Source organism: Confluentibacter sediminis (assembly GCF_003258355.1).
Classification (GTDB): Bacteria; Bacteroidota; Bacteroidia; order Flavobacteriales; family Flavobacteriaceae; genus Confluentibacter; species Confluentibacter sediminis.
The window spans coordinates 135,357-158,215 of the sequence record NZ_QKPO01000006.1 but is presented as its reverse complement, the minus strand read 5'-3'; the positions used below and the strand labels follow the sequence as shown (position 1 = coordinate 158,215).

The window sequence follows — 22,859 nt, the reverse complement described above, 5'->3', positions numbered from 1 at the left end:
TTTAAATAAGATATTTAATCACTTGGTAGCCATTTAACAAAAATGAAAACAGTTTGAAATAGGATAAAATTACAGGAACCATGAAGCTCCTGCTAAGACAAATAGCCATCTAAAGTGAATAAAAAATATTTAATTAAATGAAAACAAGATTACAAAATATTTTCACGAGAAATAATATCAAACAAATTCTCTTAGATGCAAGTTACATCCTCTTTTCACTGTCATTATTGCGCCTTTTTATTAAGCAATTGTTTGCAACATATACATATGATAGTTGGAATATTTCTGAATTTTTAGTCAACTACCAAGGTGGTTTTGTACGTCGAGGTTTAACAGGCGAAATTTTATTTTTTATAGCTCGAAACTTTAATATCAATGTTGAATGGACAATAAAAATTATTTGTTTTATTTGCCTAGTAATGGTTTCCATTTTCTTTATTAGAGCTTTTTTAAAGAAAGGATATTCACTATATATTTTACCATTGTGTTTTTTTCTAGGCTCAGGCATTTTTTCAAATGATTGGATTAGAAAAGATTATCTCTTTTTCTGTTTTTTTATTCCAATTATATTTTTATTATATAAAAACAATTTATCACTCATAATGAAATTTATTGTTGTCAATTTTTTGACTACATTTATCATATTGAGTCACGAAGTTTTTGCTTTTTTTTCTATACCTATTTTATACTTGCTTTTGTGTAATCAATATAAAAACAAAGGCATTTTCAAATCTATTACTTTGTCTTTAGCTTTTTTATTGCCAAGTATATTTGCATTTCTTAGCACTTTATATTTTCATGGGAATCATGAAATGATAAATTCGATTTGGAATTCATGGGCTTCATTTGTTAGCAATGAACCGTTACAATTTAATAAGTATGTGAATGATTATGGACCATCCAGTAATGCTGTGAATGCTCTTGGATGGTCATTAAATGATACGGTCGTATACCATATTAAATTAAATTTCTTTGCAATACAAGATGGTATTATTTCGATTTGGATTTGGACGATTACTTTTCCGGTTGTTTATTATATTGTAACAAATGCATTGATGGTTTTTAGGAAAGACAAAAGGGTTTTCACGGATAGAGATAAAATTAATTTGTCAACTGTTCTACTTTTTCAACTTTTTTGCTTATCCCCAATATTTCTTATACTTTCATGCGATTATATTCGAATAATTTTTTATTGGATAGCAAGTTCTTTTGCTATATTCTTAATAATACCGAAAGACAACCTTGCAAAATTATTCCCATCTGTATTTATTCGCTTTACGGAACGCATCAATTTATTACTATCAAATCTTTTACGTCCAACAAAGACTTCTCTTGTTTTCTTAATGATGTTTATAGGAATCTCGAAGTATACTTGGATGATTAATTGGGCATACGGAACTACGATGTTATATAATATATTATGGCTAATTTCAAAACCAATTATCTTACTAAAAGATTTTTTACTAAATATCTTATAATTTAATTATGAAGTTAAAATATACTATTCAACTAATTCGTCCTGAACAATGGGTAAAGAACACATTTATTTTTTTACCATTATTTTTTAGTGGACAAATGCTACATATAGACTTACTAGTCCAAACCACTGTAGCATTTTTTGCATTTTCAGCGGCAGCAAGTTCAATTTATTGTTTTAATGATATTTACGATGTTGAAGCTGACCGATTGCATCCTAAAAAATGTAAACGTCCAATTGCTTCGAACAAAGTTTCGATAAAAACGGCCTATGTTGTTATGATGTTTTGTTTACTTCTATCCATGCTAATTCTTTATTTTTTTGCAGGTAATCAACGTTATATGTTAATGGCATTAATAGGATTTTACTTTTGCATGAACATTGCCTATTGCATGAAACTGAAAAGCTATCCTATAATTGATGTGTTAATTGTTTCGATTGGATTTGTTTTGAGAATAATAGTTGGAGGTAAAGCCACTAACATTATGCTTTCAGAGTGGATTGTAATAATGACTTTTCTAATTGCATTATTTCTTGCATTTGCCAAACGGCGAGATGATGTAATTTTGTATAATAACTCTGGTGTAATACATCGTAAAAACATTTTAAGGTATAATATAGATTTTTTAAACCAGGTAATAACTGTAATATCAACTATAATCATAATTGCTTATATTATGTATTCTATTTCGCCCAATGTAATTGAACAATTTAAATCTAGATATGTATACACCACAACATTTTTTGTGCTCACAGGAATCATCCGATACCTGCAAGTTACAATTGTAGATACCAAAAGTGGTAATCCCACTAAAGTTTTGTTAAAAGATCGGTTTATACAAGCTTGTATTGTGGGGTGGATAATAATGTTTTCATTCATAATTTATTTATGAAAAAAGAAACAATAGCTGTTTTTGATTTTGACGGGACAATTACTACGAAAGACACTTTGCTCCTATTTATAAAATTCAGTAAAGGAAAACTTTCTTTCTTTTTCGGTTTTTTACTTTTTTCGCCTTTGATCGTAGCTATGAAATTGAAGTTATATCAAAATTGGAAAGTTAAACAGCTATTATTTTCTTTTTTTTACAAAGGTATTTCGGTTGAAAAGTTCGATAATTGGGGCCATACATTTAGTTCAGAAATTGATGGAATAATCCGTCCTAAAGCATTGGAAGCAATAAAACTGCATAAAAAGAATGGGCATAGAGTTATTATTATTAGTGCCTCCATCGAAAATTGGATTAAACCATGGGCAGAAAAAGCTGGTGCAGATATGGTTTTAGCCACAAAAATAGAAAAGAATACAACTAACATCCTTACAGGAAAATTTGTTTCAAAAAACTGTTTCGGACAAGAAAAAGTTAACAGACTATTGGAGATATTTCCTAACAGAAAAGAATATAGACTTATTGCTTACGGCGATAGTCGTGGAGATAAGGAGCTAATAGAAATATCAGATAAAGGTTACTATAATAAATTTAAATAAAAACTAGATACTCATTTCCAAAATTATTACTTTCATAATAGATTATATTAATACTACTTTGTGCATTATTTTTAAAAGCTTTTAGTCCATTCCAATATTTAATAGGTCACAAGAACCGTACTCATGCAATAAAATACAACTGACATTAATAATTTCCTGATATTCCTATTTATGTGTGAAACTCCAATATCCTCCTTCAAGTCAACTGCTTTTTGATATACCTGAAAGAATTACAGGCATGGGGCATGATAAAATCACATTCATTTCCAAGGTATTATGTTGGATCTCTGGATATCTGATTATTGTTTTCACTTCTAAAATCCTGATTTTAATTAATTTTAAAACCATAAACCTCAACATTAAGCCTATACAACATATTAAGACTAGTTCTATTATAATCTATATGAACCATTATACAAGTCGTATACCCTTGGCAAATACAAACTATATTAGCGTTCCTTAATAAAATATTTATTATACAATACTTTTCCTTAACTCAAATCATTATTTAAATGAGTATTTACAGATTTGGGTAATATGACGATCTTATTCTTTTCACTTTTTCCATGCTTAACAATTACTAACTGATGAAATTTAATATATTTAATCCTTAATTATTGGTAATGCCGAAACGGCAGGGTCTAGTTCCACTTTATAGATAGTTTCACGATGATAAAATATTTTTTTAATGATTTAGAGTTATTTTCAAGCAATACGGCATTAATTCTCAAAGATAAAACGAGTCTTTCATATGCAGAACTTGCTGACTTAGCTGATAATTTTCTGAAAAAATTGCCCAGTGAAAAAAAATTAGTGCTGATTGAAATGGCTAATGAACTTGATCCTATCATAGCATATTTAGCATGTTTAAGAGGAAATCATCCTGCAATGCTGGTTTATCCTGAAAACCGTGAACTTACTGCACAAATAAAAGAAGCTTATGCTCCTGATATAGTATATGAAAAATCGGACGGTAAATTTGTTCTACATTACAATTTAAATAATAATGTCCCGTCGAATCATTTTTCTCCTGAATTAGCTCTTTTGCTTAGTTCTTCTGGTTCAACAGGTAGTCCCAAATACATTCGACTTAGTGCTGATAATCTGAATGCAAATGCTCAATCAATTGTAGAATATCTTAATCTAGATGTTTCACAAAAAACTATTACCAATCTTCCTTTACACTATTCATATGGATTATCTATCTTGAATTCTCATTTAGCTAGTGGAGCTAGCATAGTTGTTACTGATGAATCTATGATAGATGATTCATTTTGGGAGTTATTTAAACGGGAAAATATTACCAGTTTTGCAGGAGTACCATATGTATATGAAATGCTGGATCGAACAGGTTTTTATGAAATGGCTTTGCCTTCATTGCAATATTTCACCCAGGCAGGAGGAAAGCTAAGGCCTGAACTTGTAAAAAAATTTGCTCAATACGCTAAAGATACTAGACGGCGTTTTTATGTGATGTATGGGCAAACCGAAGCTACTGCCCGAATTGCTTATATGCCTTCTGATAAAATTTTGGATTACCCCAACTGTATGGGAATTCCAATTCCTCGAGGTAAAATTAAGTTATATGATGGAAAAAAAGAGATTAAAAAAATTGATACTCCTGGAGAAATAGTCTATAACGGCCCAAATGTAATGATGGGATATGCTTTAAACCGTGACGATCTTTCTTTACCTTCACAAATAAATGAACTCAAGACAGGAGATATTGCCTGTTATAATAAAGAAGGATTATATTATATTGTAGGAAGAAAAAGTCGTTTCCTAAAGCTTTTTGGGCAGAGAATTAATCTTGATGAAGTAGAATCTCATCTGCGTCGCCAAGGTAAATCTGTTATTTGTGGGGGAACCGATCAACAGTTGGTTGTATTGACTACCGATAAAAATGAATTAAAACAAATAAAAGATTTAATAATTTCATCTTATAAACTCTTAGCAAATATAGTTACCGTTATTCAGGAAGACGAAATTCCATTATTACCATCAGGAAAGCCTGATTATGCCAAACTAAGTGTCTTTGCAAAAAGAATTGTTGGTGATACCGATATTACTAATAAGCCAAAAAATATATTTAAAAAAATAGTATCATTTTTCTATACGAAAGAAGCTAGCCCTAACCATTCTATTAAAGAATGTTTTATGTCAGAGCTTGGTTATGAAAAAGTAGCAGATGACGATTGCTTCCTAACTCTTAACGGAGATTCATTAAGATATGTCTCATTATCTGTCAAATTACAGAAAAGTATTGGTTTCCTTCCAAATAAATGGGAATCTATAACAATAAAAGACCTTGAAGAAGCAGCTTTAAACAAAGAATTATCATCTAAAAAGTCGAATGAAAATGCATGGAATTCGATTAATTACTTCAGAGCTATTGCTATATTTTCTATTGTCCTAGCTCATACTGATTTAATAGCCTGGAATATCAATACGAAATTTGAGAAAATCATAATGAGTTTTGTTAGGGACAATACCATTCTTTTCTTTTTTATCTCAGGTTTTATATTTTATCATTTTTCAGAAAACAATTTCAAGTACCGTAAATTTATTATAGGTAAAATAAAAAATCTTGTTATTCCCTACCTTATTTTATCAATTAGCATCATAATAATCCAGTATTGCCTAAATGGTTCTAAATTGCTAATTACCGGGTATGAAATTAACTCTTTTAAATCTGTATTATCCGCTCTTATAAAAGGAACGGCTCTTGTTCCTTATTGGTTTGTCCCTTTTATGTTCATTATGTTTTTAATGACCCCTCTCTTTATTAGGTTTACAAAATTGCGAACAAGTATTAGAAATATATTATTATTACTCTTACTCGCTGCTGCTTTAATAATACATCGTCCATGGAATCTTTGGAATCCTATACAGAATCTCATCCATTATACCCCTGTTTATCTGCTCGGAATCATAAGTTCAAAATATAAAGCAGATATCTACAATTACCTAAAAAACAAATCTTTGTTACTATTGATTTTTGTAATCGGATGTTCTATTCTTCAGGTATTTATTAATGGTCGTTCTGACAATGACGCTTCTAAATTATTTGAATATAATGGTATAGATTATCAATTGATTCAGAAAATATGTATGTGTTATTTCTTGATGATATTCCTTCACAAATATGAAAATATTAAATCCCCTATCCTTGACTTGTTAGCATCAACAAGTTTTGCAGTATATTTTCTTCATTATTGGTTTATTTACTTTACGTATGCATATCTTATCAGACACCCTTCATTAATTTTACCTGAATATATGCAACCTGTAATGTGGATATTATATGCATTTATCTTCACTGCTTTTAGCATATTGATTGCTTTACTTATTAAAAAAGTATTTCCTTCTAAAAGCAAGTATATTACAGGTTACTGATCTTTAAATTACTTGGTTTTTTTGACAAAATTTATTGAACGTTTTGATTCTTGTTTGAAACAATTCTTCAGGTTAATTTATGAGTTGAACTGCTTCATAAATTAACCCTCCCATTAATTTTATATTGGCAGATTTTAGTAATAAAATTTAAAGTGCTTCTTTAGTTCGTAACAAATTTAAGATAAAGGTTGTTCTTAGATATTTATTATTTGTGACTCACCATTCATGCAATTTCCATCTAAAACAAACCGTTAACAATTAAAAAAAACTACGATTTGGAAACTTTATAGGATAATCATTTTATTTTAAAAATCTTTTTATTTTAAATAAAGCCGATTGAAATTTATAGACAAATGGCATAAAAAATTCTTTAGTTATGTTTTTTTCATGATAAGCATGGTCTGCATTAAATTCAAGTCCATTAAATGCTTTTAACGACGTCCATTCTCTGTCTTTATTAGCCCAAAAAGGGTGTCGATCATCTAAACCTAAAGGAAGGAAAATAGTGCTGCAATGATAAGGACTTCCAGAAGAGACATAATGCTCTGCCATTTGGTTTTGTTTTCCATTGAACCCTATTTTCATAAACCCCTGCGAATCAAAATTAGTAAGTGTTTCCATCTGACGTTTTAAAACGGCGTTTAGCCCGCAGCGAACTTGTGCATAAGGTATGTTAGCTGGAAGCAATTGCAATAATGATGCTTGAGCCAAGGCATGAAATGTGCCAAACCTACAAATTAAAGTCCTTCCAAAAATAGGATAAGCACCTTCAGGTGAAATCATTCGTTCTTGAATTTCAACATAACGTTTGTACCTTGGTAATTGCTTCGCTTGATACAGATTCGATTTTTTCAGTCCGTGCGTATTCATATATTTTAATATATCTATAAGCATGGGATGTATTACAAAACTATTATAATGATCCATACTAAAACTTGCTCCATCACCATAAAATCCATCTCCAAAATAATAATCGTTTATAAATTTATCTACACCATAATACAATCTTTTTTTATTAAAAGCATTGTCATACACTAATAAAAATGTTTCTATCATGGAAGCGAATAATAGCCAATTGTTTTTTGCCGGTTTAAATTGTCGTGTTTTTTTCATCTCTGCCAACAATTTTATTTGGGTCTCTGTACCCAAAGCTTCCCACAATACAGGAGCTCTTAAAAGGCCTTGTGCTAAATACGCTGCATCTACAAGTGCTTGTGCGCCTATACCAAAGTCAACATAATCATTTGCTTTTGGCTCTACAAGATTTTTAATAGCGTTTACCGTTAGGTTTTTATAATTTTCCCGAAGTTTTCCTTCTTCAGTCTCATCACTTGGTAAATTTAACCAAGGTGTTATGCCACAAACAATCCTACCTACAGCTTCTAAATATTGAAATTCGTTTCTTCCTCTATAAACAGGCATTGTTTCTTTTAGGCAATCTGCTGCAGCTGCATTTAATACAGGAAAAGCGATTTTTTCTAAAGAAGATACCCAACTACTACGCATTATTTAAATTATAGTTGATTGTCAATTATTCTTAGATTCGGTTGATTCATTATCGTTTTGTTTTCAGAAATCGAGATGTTACTTAATAAGGTACCATAACCTACAATACATTTATCTTCAACCTTAGTACCTTTTAACATAGTAACGGCTTTTCCAATCCAACAATCACTGCCAATAGCTATGGGCAGGGTTTTTGGCTTTTCAAATTCCAATCCAAAATCGGGATATTGTTTATCGGTAATCTCCCTTCTCTTTTGTGCTTTATAAAGGTTGTGCGTGTTGGTGTCCCAAAAAATGCAATCGTATGATATTTGATTATAATCCCCAATTGTAACTTTTTCGTCACATCTTATTTCTGTCCCTTCATTAATGGCATTCCGAGAACCAATCGCAACTTGACCGTTAAAACGAAGCCAAATAGAGCAACGTAAACGATTATAATGCCCGATAGTTAATGTTCCTTCCACCTCAAAATGGGGTTTTACAGCCGAATCTCCTTTTTGAAGCATGTTATAATCTCCAATTTGAATACGGCCCGCTGTCAAACTCAAATCAAATGCTTCAATTTTACAGTCCTTTCCAATATATAACTCACATTTTTCACCAACAATCATACTAATGGAAACTTTTGATAAAGACGTGTTATCCCCTATAATTAACCGAGCTCCCTTTTTAACATAAATCTGACTGTTTTTGATTGTAACATTTTTACCAATTTCAAAAACACCTCCTTCTTCAACAGTTACTTTAGATCCCCAAAGCACAAATCGAAACCGTTTTTCATAAAACAATTTATAAAGTCGAATTATTTTATTCATTTGGTTTATACAATTTCTTGGTAATTTTTGTTTTAATCATAGATACTACAAAGATTTGTTCTGAGGTCGTCAATCCTACTTTATAAATACTTATAAGAGATGTCACTAAGGATAAAGCACCTAATATCAAAAAGCGTAAAATGCCTTCCTCTAACATCACATATACAACAGCTGGAGGAATAAAAGACAAGATAGTAACAATTAAAACTTTAAATATTACTTTTTCGACAAAATCCTTAAAATTTAAAGAGACCATATCTCTAAGCATATAGGCACTTGCAAAAACAGCAATGATCATTATGCAGAGCATCACCAAAGACGTGATTTCGGGAAATCCTCCTAGTTTTAAAAAAACATAGCTTATAGGGCAAACCATTAGTAAAATAGGTATAACCACAAATTGGTATTTTCTCAAATCCCCATAAGCTTGCGCAGAAACAATCAGTGGATTACGAACAGCCATAAGCATAGAAACAAAAAGACCAATTCGCAAAAAATTCACAGTATGATCTGGCACTTCTTTCAACCAAATACCAATTAACAATGGTGCTTCAAAAAAAAGAGGTACCACAAAAATCAACATTAAAAAATAAGAGAATTTTGCGGATCGAAAAACTAAATCATGCATGTCCTTTAGGTTACCTTTAGCATAATTTTTGGTGATTTGAGGGTTCATAGCAGTTTGAAAATTACTGCTAAATTGATTGATTATATTGCCCGCTTGGTTGGCAACGGCCATCGCAGCGTTCATGGCTGGCCCAAAAAACAAATTAATCAACAGTGTTATCCCTTGGGTATAACCTACATAAGCAATATTTCCAGACATAGACCAAAATGCCAAAGACCACATGTCTTTTAAAATTTTTTTATCCCAGCCTAATGTAAACCTTGCTTCAATAAAATTTCTATAACAATAAATCTTTTGAATTAAAAAAATTATTAAATAAGTTATAAATAGCAAAACTGCATAAACAATTAATTTGTCTAGCAAGGTGATGTAAAGCAAATAACAAATTAAAAGCTTCATAACAACTTCTATAATTGAAATCATAGCAAAGGCACCCATTTTTTCGTGAGCCATAATCGCTCCTGTGAATGGCACATTTATAATTTCCAACACCATAGTTATTGCCGATATCTGGAATACCCAAAAACTGGCATTAAATCGGTCAGGTGGTATCACGGCATAGTTAAAAAGATACCATAAACCAGCTGTTTCGATGATAACTAAAACAATGGTCGCAATGATAACCTGTGCGGATACCCCTATAGAAAACACCTTTTTTAAATTGTCAACATTACCCTCTCCCAAGGCAACGGTAATCCAACGTTGCGTCGCCCCTGCCATGGATCCATTAAGAACAGAAAGTGTTGTAACAATCCCTCCAACAACATTGTAAATCCCATAATTAACAACGCCTAGAGCATCTAATATTATTCTTGAAGTGTAAAAGCCAATGCTCATCGTAAATAGCATGCGTACATATAGTAATGCTGTATTTTTTGCGATGCGTTTATTACTTTCTGATGTGGTCATTCAATCGATATTGTTTAATTTTCAAGTTTTAAGAATTAATCCTGGCTGACATTATTAAATAGTCTTGTTAAACCTCTTGATAATAGCTTTTTTAATACGAAATTTGGAGTGTAACAATTGTTTTTCAAAATCTCTGAATTTCCTTTTTTCACTCAAAATTACTTGTTTTTATTTTCAAAAAACAAACATACCATAATATCTTTTTATTTTTTTGATTTTACAATTATTTTCCTGTAACAGTTATGTTATTAATAATATGTCGGTTAGTTTTTATCGATGTTAATGGTATCAAATACTTTAATTGACTTAGTTTAATTTTAAATTAGAGTATGGCATCTCAATAATTTCTCACTTAGAAAAATATCTAATAATAAGTTATTAATAAAATTATTTAACCATGTTTAAAACTTCTCAATAAACCTTCCTCAAAATTTATAAATTAATGAATAATTTATATAATAATTATAGCTTAGTAAATTATAATAACTTTTCAACATTCATGGAGAGTGCTTTCCTTTATTTTATTAAGTTTACATCTTGATTTATAACTTGTCATCCATTTAAATGGTACTTCTTATGAATCAACACTTTTATTTTAACCAAATTAAACATATATGAAAGTAGCATTCATCACAGGAGTCACAGGGCAAGACGGGGCTTATTTAAGTGAATTTTTGTTAAAAAAAGGATATCAAGTGCATGGTTTAAAAAGACGATCCTCATTATTCAACACCGATCGTATCGATCATTTATATCAAGATCCACATATAGAAAACCGTAATTTCATATTGCATTACGGCGATATGACCGATAGTACCAACTTGATAAGGCTTATTCAAGAAATACAACCAGACGAAATTTACAATTTGGCAGCCATGAGTCATGTTCAAGTGTCTTTTGAAGTACCTGAATATACCGGTAATGCTGATGGCTTGGGTACTTTAAGAATTTTAGACGCGGTACGTTTGTTAGGTCTTGAAAAAAAGACGCGCATTTACCAAGCTTCAACTTCTGAGCTTTATGGTAAAGTACAAGAAGTACCACAATCTGAAACCACCCCATTTTATCCAAGAAGCCCTTATGCTGTCGCTAAAATGTATGCGTTTTGGATCACCGTAAACTATAGAGAAGCTTATGGCATGTATGCTTGTAATGGTATTTTATTTAATCATGAGTCTCCCATTCGTGGAGAAACTTTTGTTACAAGAAAAATAACCAGAGCCACTTCCCGTATTGCACTTGGTTTACAGGATAAATTATATTTAGGCAATTTGGATGCCAAAAGAGATTGGGGACATGCCAAGGATTATGTTAGAATGATGTGGATGATTCTTCAAGCAGAACAGCCAGAAGATTGGGTGATTGCTACTGGCACCACTACACCTGTTCGTGATTTTGTAAAAATGGCCTTTAATGAGGTTGGTATCGCTTTAGAATTTAAAGGAGAAGGGATTGAAGAAAAAGGCTATGTAAAATCTTGCTCTAATCCAAAATTCCAACTAGAAATAGGTAAAGAAGTATTAGCAGTAGACCCTAAATACTTTAGACCTACAGAAGTCGATTTACTTATTGGAGATGCCACTAAAGCCAACACCAAATTGGGATGGACTCCAGAATATGATTTAAAAGATTTAGTTAAAGATATGATGGCCAGTGATGTTGTTTTAATGCAAAAAGACCAACACCTTAAAGATGGCGGCTACCAAACATTTAATTATTTTGAATAGTTAAAAGCGACTTACACCATAAACCATTAAATACTACCGTATAGGTATGCAACAAATAGCATACCTATACTTTAATCAATATCTTAAAATGACAATTTTATATAAGGTCATTAATTAAAATTAACATGGAGAAAAATTCCAAAATTTATATCGCTGGACATAGAGGATTGGTGGGTAGTGCCATTTTAAAAAATCTTAAAGCTAAAGGTTACCAAAACTTTATTACAAGAACTCATAACGAACTTGATTTAAAAGACAGTCTCGCTGTCGCCACATTTTTTTCAGAAGAGAAACCTGATTATGTCTTTTTAGCTGCCGCTAAAGTTGGTGGTATAGTAGCTAATAATACCTATAGAGCTGATTTTATTTATGAAAACCTCATGATTCAAAATAATGTGATTCATCAAAGTTATTTGAATGATGTAAAAAAATTGATGTTTTTAGGTAGCACCTGTATTTATCCTAAAAACTGTCCTCAACCCATGAAAGAGGATTCTTTACTTACTGATGTTTTGGAATATACCAATGAACCTTATGCCATTGCCAAAATAGCGGGCATTAAAATGTGTGAAAGCTATAATTTACAGTACGGCACCAATTTCATATCGGTCATGCCCACTAATTTATATGGACCCCATGATAATTTTGATTTAGAAAAATCACATGTCCTGCCAGCACTTATTAGAAAAATACATTTAGGAAAGGCTTTGGAAGACAATAATTGGGAAATTATTAGTCAAGATTTGAACAATATGCCTATCAAAGGCATCAACGGTTCAGCATCAAAGGAACACATTTTAAGTATTCTAGAAAAATATGGCATAAAACAGACCCATAACACCGTACAACTGGAAGTCTGGGGAAGTGGCAACCCCATGCGCGAGTTTTTATGGAGTGAAGACATGGCAGATGCCTGCGTATTCTTGATGGAAAACAGGAATTTCACAGATTGCTATACAAACTCCAAAGATGTACGCAATACGCATATTAATATTGGCACTGGTATAGACATATCTATCAAGAATTTGGCTGCTCTTATTAAAGACATTATTGGATTTAATGGAACCCTATATTTCAATACTGAAAAACCAGACGGCACCATGAAAAAATTGACGGACCCATCAAAACTACATGCCTTGGGCTGGAAACATAAAGTGACTATTGAAGAAGGAATTCATACAGTTTATAATTGGTATACCAAACAATAACTTTTTGGATAATTTATGAGTTTCAAATAGATGAGGCTAGAAATATTTTATAGCTACTTTTGTTATATAACTTCTCGATTAGGTTATCTCACTCTTCGCCATGAGAAATGACATTTAGGCTTATTCAGTATGTTTTTTAGGTTATCTCTCCATAGAGTGCTATAGTTAAATATAAGGTGTTTCCATTGAGAACTAAATTCTAATTAATTTTACTCAAATACTGTCTGATAGAAACTTCATTTTGACAAGCAGCCTAAGCCTTTTAGAACTAAGACCTCATATTTCAAAAATTAAGGTATAAATCAAAGACATCAAATACTTACCTCCTCAAACTGTTAAAAAAATCCGATTAAAGCATTAATTTACACCTTAGAAAGTATTTATTTTAATTCAACAGAGACTATCTATTACAGTTTTCCCCATACCAAATAGTATTTTAAATAAAAAAACAAATTGTTAATAACTTCTCTTATTCATTCCAGCGTAAAACAATGAAATCTAAGTAGTTTTGTTAAATATCAACCATTTATCACCGTATCATTTTTGAATCAACTTATTATTTAAGGTATCATAACTTGACAAGATTTAAGAACCTATATAATGATTTTTGCATCGATGTATTAAAACCAATTTATACAGCACATATTTATATTATTAGCTACTAATTAATTAAAAAAATAGATAATTCATAAAATTTATAAAATAATAAAAAAAAACATCTAAAGATTATAAACATACGTACTTATTTATAATAAATTTCAGAAAATCTAGTTATCAACAGCATCAATTACAGTTCATCGAAAATCAAACATGCACTTCGTCGAAAATAAAGCAACATTCATCGATTATTTTTTTTATTTATGGTAATTTTGTATCGAAAAGATTATTGAACTTCTAAATATCCCAATGAACTGTGAAGCAAGGACTCTCAAAAATTAATAACTTACTTATACTCATTGTCATGCTATTTTCATCTGTAGTAGTTGAAAGCCAAAATAACACTACTATGATGAGTAATACAAATGCTACTGGCAATGACGCTTTAGGACGTTCAGGGTCTGTATCATATTCCATTGGTCAAGTCTTTTTTACCTATGTAGGAGAATCGGTGTATAATGTTGCCCAAGGGGTACAACACAGTAATTTAGCAGAAGATAGTGGTGAAAATATTAATAACCCTCAAGATATCATTAATGCAGAAATCAGTATTTCTGTTTATCCTAACCCAACAACAGATTTTGTAAATTTGTCAATGAAAGGCGTTGATTTACAAAACGGGCAAAATACCTACCAGCTCTTTAGCTATCAAGGTAAATTAATACAACAACAAACTATTGAAGATGATAAAACCCAAATTAGCTTAAGTCATTTAAGTTCGTCAATGTATCTACTTCAAGTATTTGTTAAAAACAAAATTTGGAAAACATTTAAGATATTAAAAGAATAACCTCATGAAATACCTATATACTTTACTATTTTTTGCAGTCACAACGATAAATATGTATGCACAAACACCTGACAAAATAAGCTATCAAGCCATTATACGTGCCAATGACAATAGTTTAGTCACCAATGCGGTTGTTAGCGTAAGAATCCTTATCCGCCAAACGACAACTACAGGAGCTGTTGTGTATCAAGAATCGCACACGAAAACGACTAACGCAAATGGTCTGGTAAGCTTAGAAATTGGCACTGGAACGACTGCTATTGGAAACTTTAGTCAAATAGCTTGGTCGCAAGGCCCCTATTTTATAGAAACCCAAGTTGATATTACTGGAGGTTCTAACTACAACATTATTGGCATTAGTCAATTGCTTAGTGTGCCTTATGCTTTACACGCCAAAACGGCTGAGCGTATTGTAGGAGGTGGCGCTAGCACTACCCCTTATAAAGCAAGCATTAGATCTCTAACCTCATCCAGAAATATCAATACGGCCGATATCTATAACACTATAGCTTGCACTGTATCTTCTACATTAACCATCGCCACAGGGTTTTCCGACATGCAAATAGGCGATACCATTAATTTAGAAGCCCATAATGGCGCCGCTTTAACTATTCGAGCTGCCTCTGGGGTAACGCTAAATTATACAAATGCTGGGAGTGCCAGTTTTATAAGTGACACAGGAAATGTAAGATTTGGATTGCTTAGAAAATCGGGCGAAAACGCCTATATAATTTCTGGACAATGATGAAACACATAATTTTCTTTTTTCTTTTTTCAACGACTGTAATGGCTCAGAATTACCATTACGCTATCGATCAGACAGCAACTAGCCGTGAGCCTGACACAGAAGTGCCTACAAATCCCACTGGATTAGTAGCTAGTAACATTACACAAAACACAGTAAATCTTACGTGGACGGCATCAACCGATAATATGGCTGTTACAGGTTATAGGATTTATAATAATGGTATGCTCTTAGTAGATTCCACTGGTGGAATAGAAACCACTTTTACTGTAACCGGTTTAACTGCTGCAACAAATTACAGTCTAACCGTAAGAGCTATTGACGCTGCCGATAATGAATCTGGGGATAGTAATATTGAAACTGTTACGACAGAAGCCTACGTTGCAACGAATAATATGATAGATGAAATAGCTTATTTTGATGCTATTTTGGTACCATTAACCGCTAAAGATAGCTTACAGTATTATTTAGATACTTATAAATCAATAAGATTAGAGCCAGGAAATTATGGGCGTATTAATGGTACACCTATAAATATAGGAAGTAATCAAGCCATTTATGGGTTTCCTGCAATTACAGAATTTCCAGACATTAATGTATTGGCAGGAAGCACAAACGTTCATGTAGAAAATTTAAAAATACATCTATTTAAATTTTTATCTGGTGCTCCAATAAAAAACAGCGTGTTTAAATCTATAATAGATACCAATATAAGTTCTGTCGGTGGTATGTTAGAAAATAACCTCTTTGTAAATGTAAGATGTTCTCTTAATTTTAATATGAGTGCAAGTGGGTATTTTAGAAATAATAGAATTTACAGACATCAAGCTGGTGTAACGCCATTCCTTTTAAAGGGAAATAATGCAACCCCAAGTTATGGTAATGTAAATGCATGGACAAACTATTTAACACCTAAAGCTTATGGAGCTGTTATAGATAATGTGGAAGATATTACCTTTATAGGACTGGATAGTGAAGGATGGAATTTTAATAATGGAAGTAGTTCCAACCAACTTCCGATGTTTAATGCCACTAACATAGGGAGCCTTAAAATAACCGATATGGGTGGCGGCAATGGCTATTGTGCTGGCTGCGAAACGCCTCCATTTGATATACAAGCCGATAACCTATTTATGATTAATAAACAAATAGGTAATACATCAAGCCTATCTGTAAACCCTCCCCAAAAGTTTGTTTATAGCACTGTAAGAGCGAATACAAATTTATTCATGATGTATGATAACTTATTTAAAGAGGTGTATATAAAAGAAGCGGGGGGATTAAATTTTATTGCTCACCATAACAGTAATCAATCTAAATATCCTAATTATTCTGTTTTTAATGACGATAAAGAAGTTACAACGACTATTACAAACACAGCTTTAGTAACTAAGTTAACTAATATGATTCAGCAAACACCGCGTACACCCATAGCAAGACCAGTACATGAAACGTTGCCAGACCCATTAGGCGTTAATTGGGCAACTGAAAGATTAGGTAAACCAGATAGTACGGCCTATATTCAAAATTTAATAGATACGGATAATATTGCTGAATTGCCAGAAGGTGTATTTTATATTGGTTCAACTTTAAAAGTAAATGTAAATATTTTTAATCAACAAGGGATTATAGGTCAAGGAACAGGCAAAACCGTAATATGTGGTTTAACAGATGATTTTCCTTTAATATCTTTATATAATTCTGGTACAACCGCAGACTTAAACACATTTCATTTGGCAAATTTAACACTTCAAGGTGGTAGTGAAGGCGTATATGCTCCAGATGCAACAAATTTACTTTATGGTTGCACTTTAAAATATTTAATATTTAGAAACCAAACAAATGGTATTCGTTTACATTGGATTTTTGGACTTGATAATAATTTCTTAGACCATCTAAATTTTATTGACTGTGTGAATGGCATTAATAATGATAATGCTCCTGTTTACACTATTAATAATGCAGGCTATATGGATAAAACATTCTACTATAAAAACCAATTTATTAATTGTGGTACTGCTTTAGAGGTACAATCTATTAGAGGGAGTAACCTCAATATGTGGATGGAATGTAATTTTGTTGGAAATGGATTGGTTGGAAATCATGGAAGTAATAATTTTTGTACTTATGTAAATTGCGATTTCACAAATAATAAAGGAAACACACATCCTGTAAATGCTGCTGATGATGTATTGTTTAGAGGTAATCCTATATCTATGTATAACTGTAATTTTTCTGGAAATAGCAGCACATATATTCTAGGTACGACAGGTGCTTACATAGAAGGTTGTAATTTTTTAGATTCCACAACATTAACTTCTAACTACCACTATGAAACAGGCTTTTACATATTAAATAGTAAATGTAACGGTGATTTAGGTGGCGGTTGGAACTTTAAAAATGCTTCTATAATCAACAGCACGTTTGCTTTAGATACTGATTTAAACAAACTAATGACAAACATTAAAAAAAATGTGCGTACTGTTATTTTGGATGCACCAGCAAACCCATACCCTCAATTTTTTGTAAAACATTAAATACAATGCTGTTATTTAAGTTTTTGAAAAGTATTCATACTATTTTTCACGAACACCTTTCATATTCAATTTAGACCCTCTCATTAAATTAATGAATATCAATACTTAAATAAATACCAAATAAAAATTTCCCAAACTGTCCTTATCTATTTAAAAAAAATCAGAGCGCTTTAGAGGCCATTAAAAAATGGCATGGTATGCATTTTAAGCGCATTACTGTGACACAGCAGAAGTAATTCTCAACAATTGAATTGAGAAACCTTAATAAATTAAGAAATGTAATTTGGCACTTTAGTAAATTCTCTTAAAAATATTGTTTCGCTTTCTCCTAAAGGATAAAGAGTCAAAATGTGTCTTTTTAATTGAAAGTATATGACATTAACCAACACCATTAATGAGATTGCTCCGCTTTGCTCGCAAAGAGGTCATGTAACGGTTTCGTTACATTAATATTATCCTTCTAAAACCTTAACCTGAAAGTTACTCATAATGGTATCTATATCCAGGTAGGTCTCTGCATACTGTCGTGCGTTTTGGCGTATGTTATCGTGTATCCCTATCCCTTCTAGTAAAGCATCTGACAAGCCCTTATTTAAAGCTTTCTGGCTTTCGGCATTTACTAAAACACCCATGTTATATTTGCTCACTAAACCATATAATCCCGAATCAGGATTCGCCGTAATCAATGCTAAACCGCCCACCGATAGAATCGTCGTTAGCTTAGAAGGCATCACCAAATCGCTAGCTTTTGTCTTTTGTATCACCAAATGCACATCTGCCATATTTAAAAACTCATTAAATTTTTCCATAGGTTGAAGAGGAAAAAAAATAACATTATATAATTTAAGTGAATTTGTTAAGTCCTGTAATTTTTCTTTATAGGGTCCAGAGCCACATATAACAAACTTAATTTTCTGGTCCTCTTTAAAATAATCTGCTGCATATATGATGGACTCTAAACCCTGTTTTTCTCCAATGGCTCCTGAATATAAGACAACCTTATCTGTGGCAGCAAAACCAAAATTTGTTTTTAATAGCTCTTTATTTGGAAGTGGAGAAAAAAAGTGAGTATCCGACCAATTAGGAAATAAAAACACGCCCTTTTTTGCCTTTTTAGATATTTTTTCAACCATTTTTTCTGAAATAGTACTGATAACATCGGAATTTTTAAATATATAGTCTTCAACTTTATACAACTTTTTTAGCAATCTTTCAGATGTAATCATTTTTAAATCTTGAGCCGCTTCAATTTGCATGTCTTGGATATGATAGACTGCTTTAGCCTTTTTGATAGCTTTATAAAAACAACCTAAAATACCAAATTGAAAAGAAGGCACCACAGTAATAACCGTATCATGCTTTTTATGAAACGCTAATTTTAATAACTGAAAAAACGCAGATCCCATAAAAGACAAATCTAAAAGCATACGTTTTTTTCCTGATGGTTCACTAGGTACATACATGGGGCAACGGTATGTTGTTATTTTTCCACCAGAATTGAAATCAGCAACTTCTTTTAAATACCAAAAACGTTTTTTATAATAAGGTTCTTGAACTTTCCAATAGGGGTAATAGGGATACGTGGTAATCACCGTACAATCATAGCCATGATTGGCAAGCCAATGGATCATTTCTCCACTGTATTTACCAATTCCTGTAGGCTCTGGGCTAAAATTATAACCGATAAGCAAAATGCGTTTTCCCATATTTAATTATTTTGTGTGCCTCATTTTATTAAAAACACCAGCACCAATAAATGCTACCAATAAGCCAAACCCAGAACCTATTGATCCCCAAGCAATATCTTTCAAGTCAAATGAGCGCATGGGTCTAAAATATTGTCCGATTTCGGCAATACTTATTAAAACCGTTAAAGATAACCAAGCTATAATGCCCCATGTTTTTTTGTCTAATTTATTGGATAAAATCATAAAACCTGATAATACTCCTAAAAAAACCATGGGTACAGCGGTACGTATTTCATTATACCTGTAAGCATCTACCCAATAAGCTATCCAACTCGGTATTAATACATTGCCTCCAATTTTAGGACTACTTACCCAGCTTAAATAAAGCACTATTAGAGCTCCTATTATGATTAAAAAAAAATAAAAAACGTTTCTTTTCATTGATAAAATTTATAGTAGTTACTTTTATTGTTTAGTAACAGATTCCTTTTTTATCTCTCTAATTTTAATTTGTATCAGAAATTCATAATACGACATATTGATACAATAGATAAACCCTGGAATACCCTCTAAAAAACCAAGACTTAATACATATGCCTGAAAAAACCTAATAAATGGCCAACCTGGTAAAAGACTCAACCAAGACTTTAGTGCTGGATTTCGCTTGCTAGCGTGTTTTTCAAAAACATGTTTAAAAGGTGGTCTATTTTTTAAACGTTCTGTCGCTTCTTGAGTAGAATATCTATTATGTCTTTCAATCCATAAAGCCCACCCCTTAGAGAAACCATAATGCAAATACGGCTCTTTTAAATATTCAATTCTACCTTTTACTTCACTTTCCTTCTGCCCATGACCAAAATCCGTAAATCTAGCCATTCCTTTTCGCATGAGTCTAAATTGCCATTTCGGGAAATTATCACAATGTTTAAGCCATCTTCCTTCTAACATCATTTTCCAACAACAAAAGTAACCTGCTATTGTTGCATCTGCATTTGCAATAGCATCAAACATGGCATTTTTAAACTCATTAGTGACTACTTCATCGGCATCTAAAAACAAAATCCAGTTATTTTTTATTTTTAAATGATCTAAAGCATGATTTCGCTGTTGACCAAAACTTTGAAATGGATTATGGCTTACAATCGCACCAAATTCTTTAGAAATCTCTAATGTTTTATCTGTACTGCCCGAGTCAAGAACATGAACATCGTCACTCCAACTAACAGATTGTAAAGACATTGGCAAATCCTTCTCTTCATTTTTAGTGAGTATCACAATTGAAATCATAAACTATTATTATTTTGGTTGATTTAAATCTTCAAGAACTCTTCGCTTTATAAGTTGAGCTGGATTCCCTCCTACAACAGTCCACGGTTTAACATCTTTAAAAACCGCCGATCTAGCCCCTACAATAGCTCCCTCTCCAATTGTTACGCCTGGTCCAATAAAGGCATCAGCTGCAACCCAAGCACCACTCTCAATTGTAATTGGTTTAGTTACCAAAGGAAGTATAAGCTTAGATATATCATGAGATGCGGTACAAATATAGCTGCCTTGAGATATTATTGTATTTCTTCCTATAATAATTTTATCTTTACTGTAAAGCTCAACTCTAGGTCCTACGCAAGAATGTTGACCGACCTCAAGATTCCATGGCGCAAATATTGTTACTGATGGATAAATCAGGGCAGATCCTTTAAATTTTGCTCCAAAAAGTTTTAACATACCATTTCTAACAAAAGAGAGCTTAACTCCTGGTATACATCTAAAAATTGTTCTATTTATTACCATCCATATAATTCTTTTTATAAAAAATGGCTTATCTTCTTTATAGGTGGACAAATCAAAATCATTCATAATCAAATATTTTTTTTAATAAAGGATAACTATGTAACCAAAAGAATAGTTCATATATCTTAAACTTTTATTTAAATAATAAATGCTCTTTCTTTTCAACTACTAAAATGGAATTGGTAGAGCAAGTTGTCATATTCTCATCATAAATTATCATATTTAAAATTATAACTGTTCATTTTGGATATTTTCTAACTAATTATTACATACTTAAGCGATGTATTTCTTTTTATAAACCCTCTCAAAAACACTTTCCCATTCCATGATAATTCTATCAAGAGCAAAGTTTTGAGCTTTATTGTAAGCTTCTTCCGAAATTGTTTGATATAATTGATCATTTAACATTAATTTATTAAGGTACTCTAAAGTTTTATCTTTACTATAAGGCGTAGTGGTTATAAAACCAGATTTGCCATTTTCTATTATATCATATATTGCAGAATAACTACCATAAACAATTGGCACAACCCCATAAATCATGCCCTCGATAACAACTAGCCCAAACCCTTCCAAATCCGAAGTTAATAACAAAATTTTCGCCCGTTTATAAAATTCTATGGGAGCCTCTTTTTTAAAACCTTCGAATATTACTCTTTCAATATTTTTAATTTTTACATAAGACTCTAATTTCTGTTTCTCAGGACCATCTCCAACTAATACCAATTTCCAATGAGGATATTTTTTATGCAACTCCTCCCATGCTTCAACTACGCGATGTACCCTTTTGTTAACATAATCCATGCGGCCAACGAATACTATTTCATTTTCTTTAGAATCTTGATAATTCTTATCAAACCTTAAAGGAGCTTTGATCGTAATAGGATTGGCTATTGAAATGATTTTATTTTTATTCTTAATTTTAGATAATTTAAGAAAAATTTCTATAAAACTTTTTGACAAAACGACATATAGATCACTTTGCATATATACATATTTAAGATTCAGACCTGTTAAGTATAACATTGAAGCATGTAAAGTTTTATAAAATAACCTTGATATTAGATTATTTGAATTATTTTTATAATGAAGAATTTTCAATAAGCGCTTATTTTGATCAGGCACACCGTGAAGGGTGGATATCAAAATACAATTCTTTTTCTTTCTAGCTCGATTAATTAACAAGGTAACATAATACGGTAAACACCATTGATTTATGATGACATCAATATCTCTATTGATAATAATTTCTTCAAGTAGTGAAACATTCAGTTTTTTGCGTAATGGAGTACTTAAAGCAAACAATTGAACGGATGGATCTAATTCTTCTTCTTGTAATTCTGGGTTTGGTTGTTCAAATGAAACAATTGAAACTGAATGTCCTTTACTTACAAACGCATTTGCTAGAACAGTAGTAACCTTTTCTGTACCACCATATGAAGGATAAGTTCCTATAACAAACAAAATATTTCTCATGATTTTACTTCTTTTAT

Annotated in this window: 17 protein-coding genes; 9 read left to right on the top strand and 8 right to left on the bottom strand. The window is 31.6% G+C overall.

What is annotated here, in order from left to right; translation table 11 throughout:
* Window positions 1–137: 137 nt before the first annotated feature.
* The 4 genes from DKT72_RS06755 to DKT72_RS06740 all read left to right on the top strand — a co-directional run bounded on the left by DKT72_RS06755 (window position 138) and on the right by DKT72_RS06740 (window position 6,362).
* Window positions 138–1,478, top strand: a complete 1,341-nt coding sequence (locus DKT72_RS06755) for a hypothetical protein (RefSeq protein ID WP_162623258.1) — start codon at window positions 138–140, stop codon at window positions 1,476–1,478.
* Between the two features lie 7 nt (window positions 1,479–1,485).
* Entirely contained in the window at window positions 1,486–2,370 is an 885-nt protein-coding gene (locus DKT72_RS06750; RefSeq protein WP_111307974.1) for a decaprenyl-phosphate phosphoribosyltransferase, read from the top strand.
* Window positions 2,367–2,966, top strand: coding sequence for an HAD family hydrolase (locus tag DKT72_RS06745; RefSeq protein ID WP_111308045.1), 600 nt, complete (start codon window positions 2,367–2,369; stop codon window positions 2,964–2,966). The genes DKT72_RS06750 and DKT72_RS06745 overlap by 4 nt, the downstream gene beginning before the upstream one ends.
* A 669-nt stretch (window positions 2,967–3,635) precedes the next feature.
* Window positions 3,636–6,362, top strand: coding sequence for an AMP-binding protein (locus tag DKT72_RS06740; RefSeq protein ID WP_111307973.1), 2,727 nt, complete (start codon window positions 3,636–3,638; stop codon window positions 6,360–6,362).
* 300 nt (window positions 6,363–6,662) lie between these two features.
* On the opposite strand, the gene DKT72_RS06735 is transcribed toward DKT72_RS06740, so the two are convergent.
* The 3 genes from DKT72_RS06735 to DKT72_RS06725 are packed head-to-tail and all read right to left on the bottom strand — an operon-like array spanning window position 6,663 to window position 10,223.
* Window positions 6,663–7,868: a DUF2264 domain-containing protein gene (locus DKT72_RS06735; RefSeq protein ID WP_111307972.1), complete on the bottom strand. Its 1,206-nt coding sequence runs from the start codon at window positions 7,866–7,868 to the stop codon at window positions 6,663–6,665.
* Window positions 7,869–7,876: 8 nt separating this feature from the next.
* Window positions 7,877–8,686, bottom strand: coding sequence for an LbetaH domain-containing protein (locus tag DKT72_RS06730; RefSeq protein ID WP_111307971.1), 810 nt, complete (start codon window positions 8,684–8,686; stop codon window positions 7,877–7,879).
* The gene (locus DKT72_RS06725) at window positions 8,679–10,223 is read right to left on the bottom strand and encodes an MATE family efflux transporter (RefSeq protein WP_111307970.1); all 1,545 of its coding nucleotides are present in this window, start codon (window positions 10,221–10,223) and stop codon (window positions 8,679–8,681) included. The genes DKT72_RS06730 and DKT72_RS06725 overlap by 8 nt, the downstream gene beginning before the upstream one ends.
* Window positions 10,224–10,837: 614 nt before the next feature.
* Here DKT72_RS06725 and gmd point away from each other — a divergent pair.
* From gmd to DKT72_RS06700, 5 genes are all read left to right on the top strand, one after another.
* The gene (gene gmd / locus DKT72_RS06720) at window positions 10,838–11,950 is read left to right on the top strand and encodes a GDP-mannose 4,6-dehydratase (protein WP_111307969.1); all 1,113 of its coding nucleotides are present in this window, start codon (window positions 10,838–10,840) and stop codon (window positions 11,948–11,950) included.
* A gap of 125 nt (window positions 11,951–12,075) precedes the next feature.
* The gene (locus tag DKT72_RS06715; RefSeq protein WP_111307968.1) at window positions 12,076–13,158 is read left to right on the top strand and encodes a GDP-L-fucose synthase family protein; all 1,083 of its coding nucleotides are present in this window, start codon (window positions 12,076–12,078) and stop codon (window positions 13,156–13,158) included.
* 1,006 nt (window positions 13,159–14,164) lie between these two features.
* Window positions 14,165–14,605 carry a T9SS type A sorting domain-containing protein gene (locus DKT72_RS06710; protein WP_162623257.1) on the top strand — a complete coding sequence of 147 codons (441 nt, stop codon included), beginning with the start codon at window positions 14,165–14,167 and terminating at the stop codon, window positions 14,603–14,605.
* Between the two features lie 4 nt (window positions 14,606–14,609).
* Window positions 14,610–15,350, top strand: a complete 741-nt coding sequence (locus DKT72_RS06705; protein WP_162623256.1) for a DUF8740 domain-containing protein — start codon at window positions 14,610–14,612, stop codon at window positions 15,348–15,350.
* Window positions 15,347–17,887 (top strand): fibronectin type III domain-containing protein, encoded by a 2,541-nt coding sequence (locus DKT72_RS06700; RefSeq protein WP_111307965.1) that lies wholly within the window; start codon window positions 15,347–15,349, stop codon window positions 17,885–17,887. The genes DKT72_RS06705 and DKT72_RS06700 overlap by 4 nt, the downstream gene beginning before the upstream one ends.
* 452 nt (window positions 17,888–18,339) lie before the next feature.
* Here DKT72_RS06700 and DKT72_RS06695 read toward each other — a convergent pair whose 3' ends face one another.
* The 5 genes from DKT72_RS06695 to DKT72_RS06675 all read right to left on the bottom strand — a co-directional run bounded on the left by DKT72_RS06695 (window position 18,340) and on the right by DKT72_RS06675 (window position 22,842).
* Window positions 18,340–19,593: a WcaI family glycosyltransferase gene (locus tag DKT72_RS06695; protein WP_111307964.1), complete on the bottom strand. Its 1,254-nt coding sequence runs from the start codon at window positions 19,591–19,593 to the stop codon at window positions 18,340–18,342.
* A gap of 6 nt (window positions 19,594–19,599) precedes the next feature.
* Window positions 19,600–20,016 (bottom strand): VanZ family protein, encoded by a 417-nt coding sequence (locus tag DKT72_RS06690; protein WP_111307963.1) that lies wholly within the window; start codon window positions 20,014–20,016, stop codon window positions 19,600–19,602.
* 24 nt (window positions 20,017–20,040) lie between these two features.
* Entirely contained in the window at window positions 20,041–20,862 is an 822-nt protein-coding gene (locus DKT72_RS06685) for a glycosyltransferase family 2 protein (RefSeq protein WP_111307962.1), read from the bottom strand.
* 9 nt (window positions 20,863–20,871) lie between these two features.
* Window positions 20,872–21,432 (bottom strand): LbetaH domain-containing protein, encoded by a 561-nt coding sequence (locus tag DKT72_RS06680; RefSeq protein ID WP_111307961.1) that lies wholly within the window; start codon window positions 21,430–21,432, stop codon window positions 20,872–20,874.
* A 207-nt stretch (window positions 21,433–21,639) separates the two neighbouring features.
* Complete coding sequence (locus tag DKT72_RS06675; protein ID WP_111307960.1) at window positions 21,640–22,842, bottom strand: glycosyltransferase; 1,203 nt, start codon at window positions 22,840–22,842, stop codon at window positions 21,640–21,642.
* Between the last annotated feature and the right edge of the window lie 17 nt (window positions 22,843–22,859).

What these genes read in the sequence shown, in the direction of transcription:
- DKT72_RS06680 (WP_111307961.1), bottom strand. Translation starts at nt 21,432, where the DNA reads ATGAATGATTTTGATTTGTCCACCTATAAAGAAGATAAGCCATTTTTT.
- DKT72_RS06730 (WP_111307971.1), bottom strand. Translation starts at nt 8,686, where the DNA reads ATGAATAAAATAATTCGACTTTATAAATTGTTTTATGAAAAACGGTTT.
- DKT72_RS06695 (WP_111307964.1), bottom strand. Translation starts at nt 19,593, where the DNA reads ATGGGAAAACGCATTTTGCTTATCGGTTATAATTTTAGCCCAGAGCCT.
- DKT72_RS06690 (WP_111307963.1), bottom strand. Translation starts at nt 20,016, where the DNA reads ATGAAAAGAAACGTTTTTTATTTTTTTTTAATCATAATAGGAGCTCTA.
- DKT72_RS06710 (WP_162623257.1), top strand. Translation starts at nt 14,165, where the DNA reads ATGATGAGTAATACAAATGCTACTGGCAATGACGCTTTAGGACGTTCA.
- DKT72_RS06705 (WP_162623256.1), top strand. Translation starts at nt 14,610, where the DNA reads ATGAAATACCTATATACTTTACTATTTTTTGCAGTCACAACGATAAAT.
- DKT72_RS06755 (WP_162623258.1), top strand. Translation starts at nt 138, where the DNA reads ATGAAAACAAGATTACAAAATATTTTCACGAGAAATAATATCAAACAA.
- DKT72_RS06740 (WP_111307973.1), top strand. Translation starts at nt 3,636, where the DNA reads ATGATAAAATATTTTTTTAATGATTTAGAGTTATTTTCAAGCAATACG.
- DKT72_RS06745 (WP_111308045.1), top strand. Translation starts at nt 2,367, where the DNA reads ATGAAAAAAGAAACAATAGCTGTTTTTGATTTTGACGGGACAATTACT.
- DKT72_RS06675 (WP_111307960.1), bottom strand. Translation starts at nt 22,842, where the DNA reads ATGAGAAATATTTTGTTTGTTATAGGAACTTATCCTTCATATGGTGGT.
- DKT72_RS06715 (WP_111307968.1), top strand. Translation starts at nt 12,076, where the DNA reads ATGGAGAAAAATTCCAAAATTTATATCGCTGGACATAGAGGATTGGTG.
- DKT72_RS06685 (WP_111307962.1), bottom strand. Translation starts at nt 20,862, where the DNA reads ATGATTTCAATTGTGATACTCACTAAAAATGAAGAGAAGGATTTGCCA.
- gmd (WP_111307969.1), top strand. Translation starts at nt 10,838, where the DNA reads ATGAAAGTAGCATTCATCACAGGAGTCACAGGGCAAGACGGGGCTTAT.
- DKT72_RS06725 (WP_111307970.1), bottom strand. Translation starts at nt 10,223, where the DNA reads ATGACCACATCAGAAAGTAATAAACGCATCGCAAAAAATACAGCATTA.
- DKT72_RS06735 (WP_111307972.1), bottom strand. Translation starts at nt 7,868, where the DNA reads ATGCGTAGTAGTTGGGTATCTTCTTTAGAAAAAATCGCTTTTCCTGTA.
- DKT72_RS06700 (WP_111307965.1), top strand. Translation starts at nt 15,347, where the DNA reads ATGATGAAACACATAATTTTCTTTTTTCTTTTTTCAACGACTGTAATG.
- DKT72_RS06750 (WP_111307974.1), top strand. Translation starts at nt 1,486, where the DNA reads ATGAAGTTAAAATATACTATTCAACTAATTCGTCCTGAACAATGGGTA.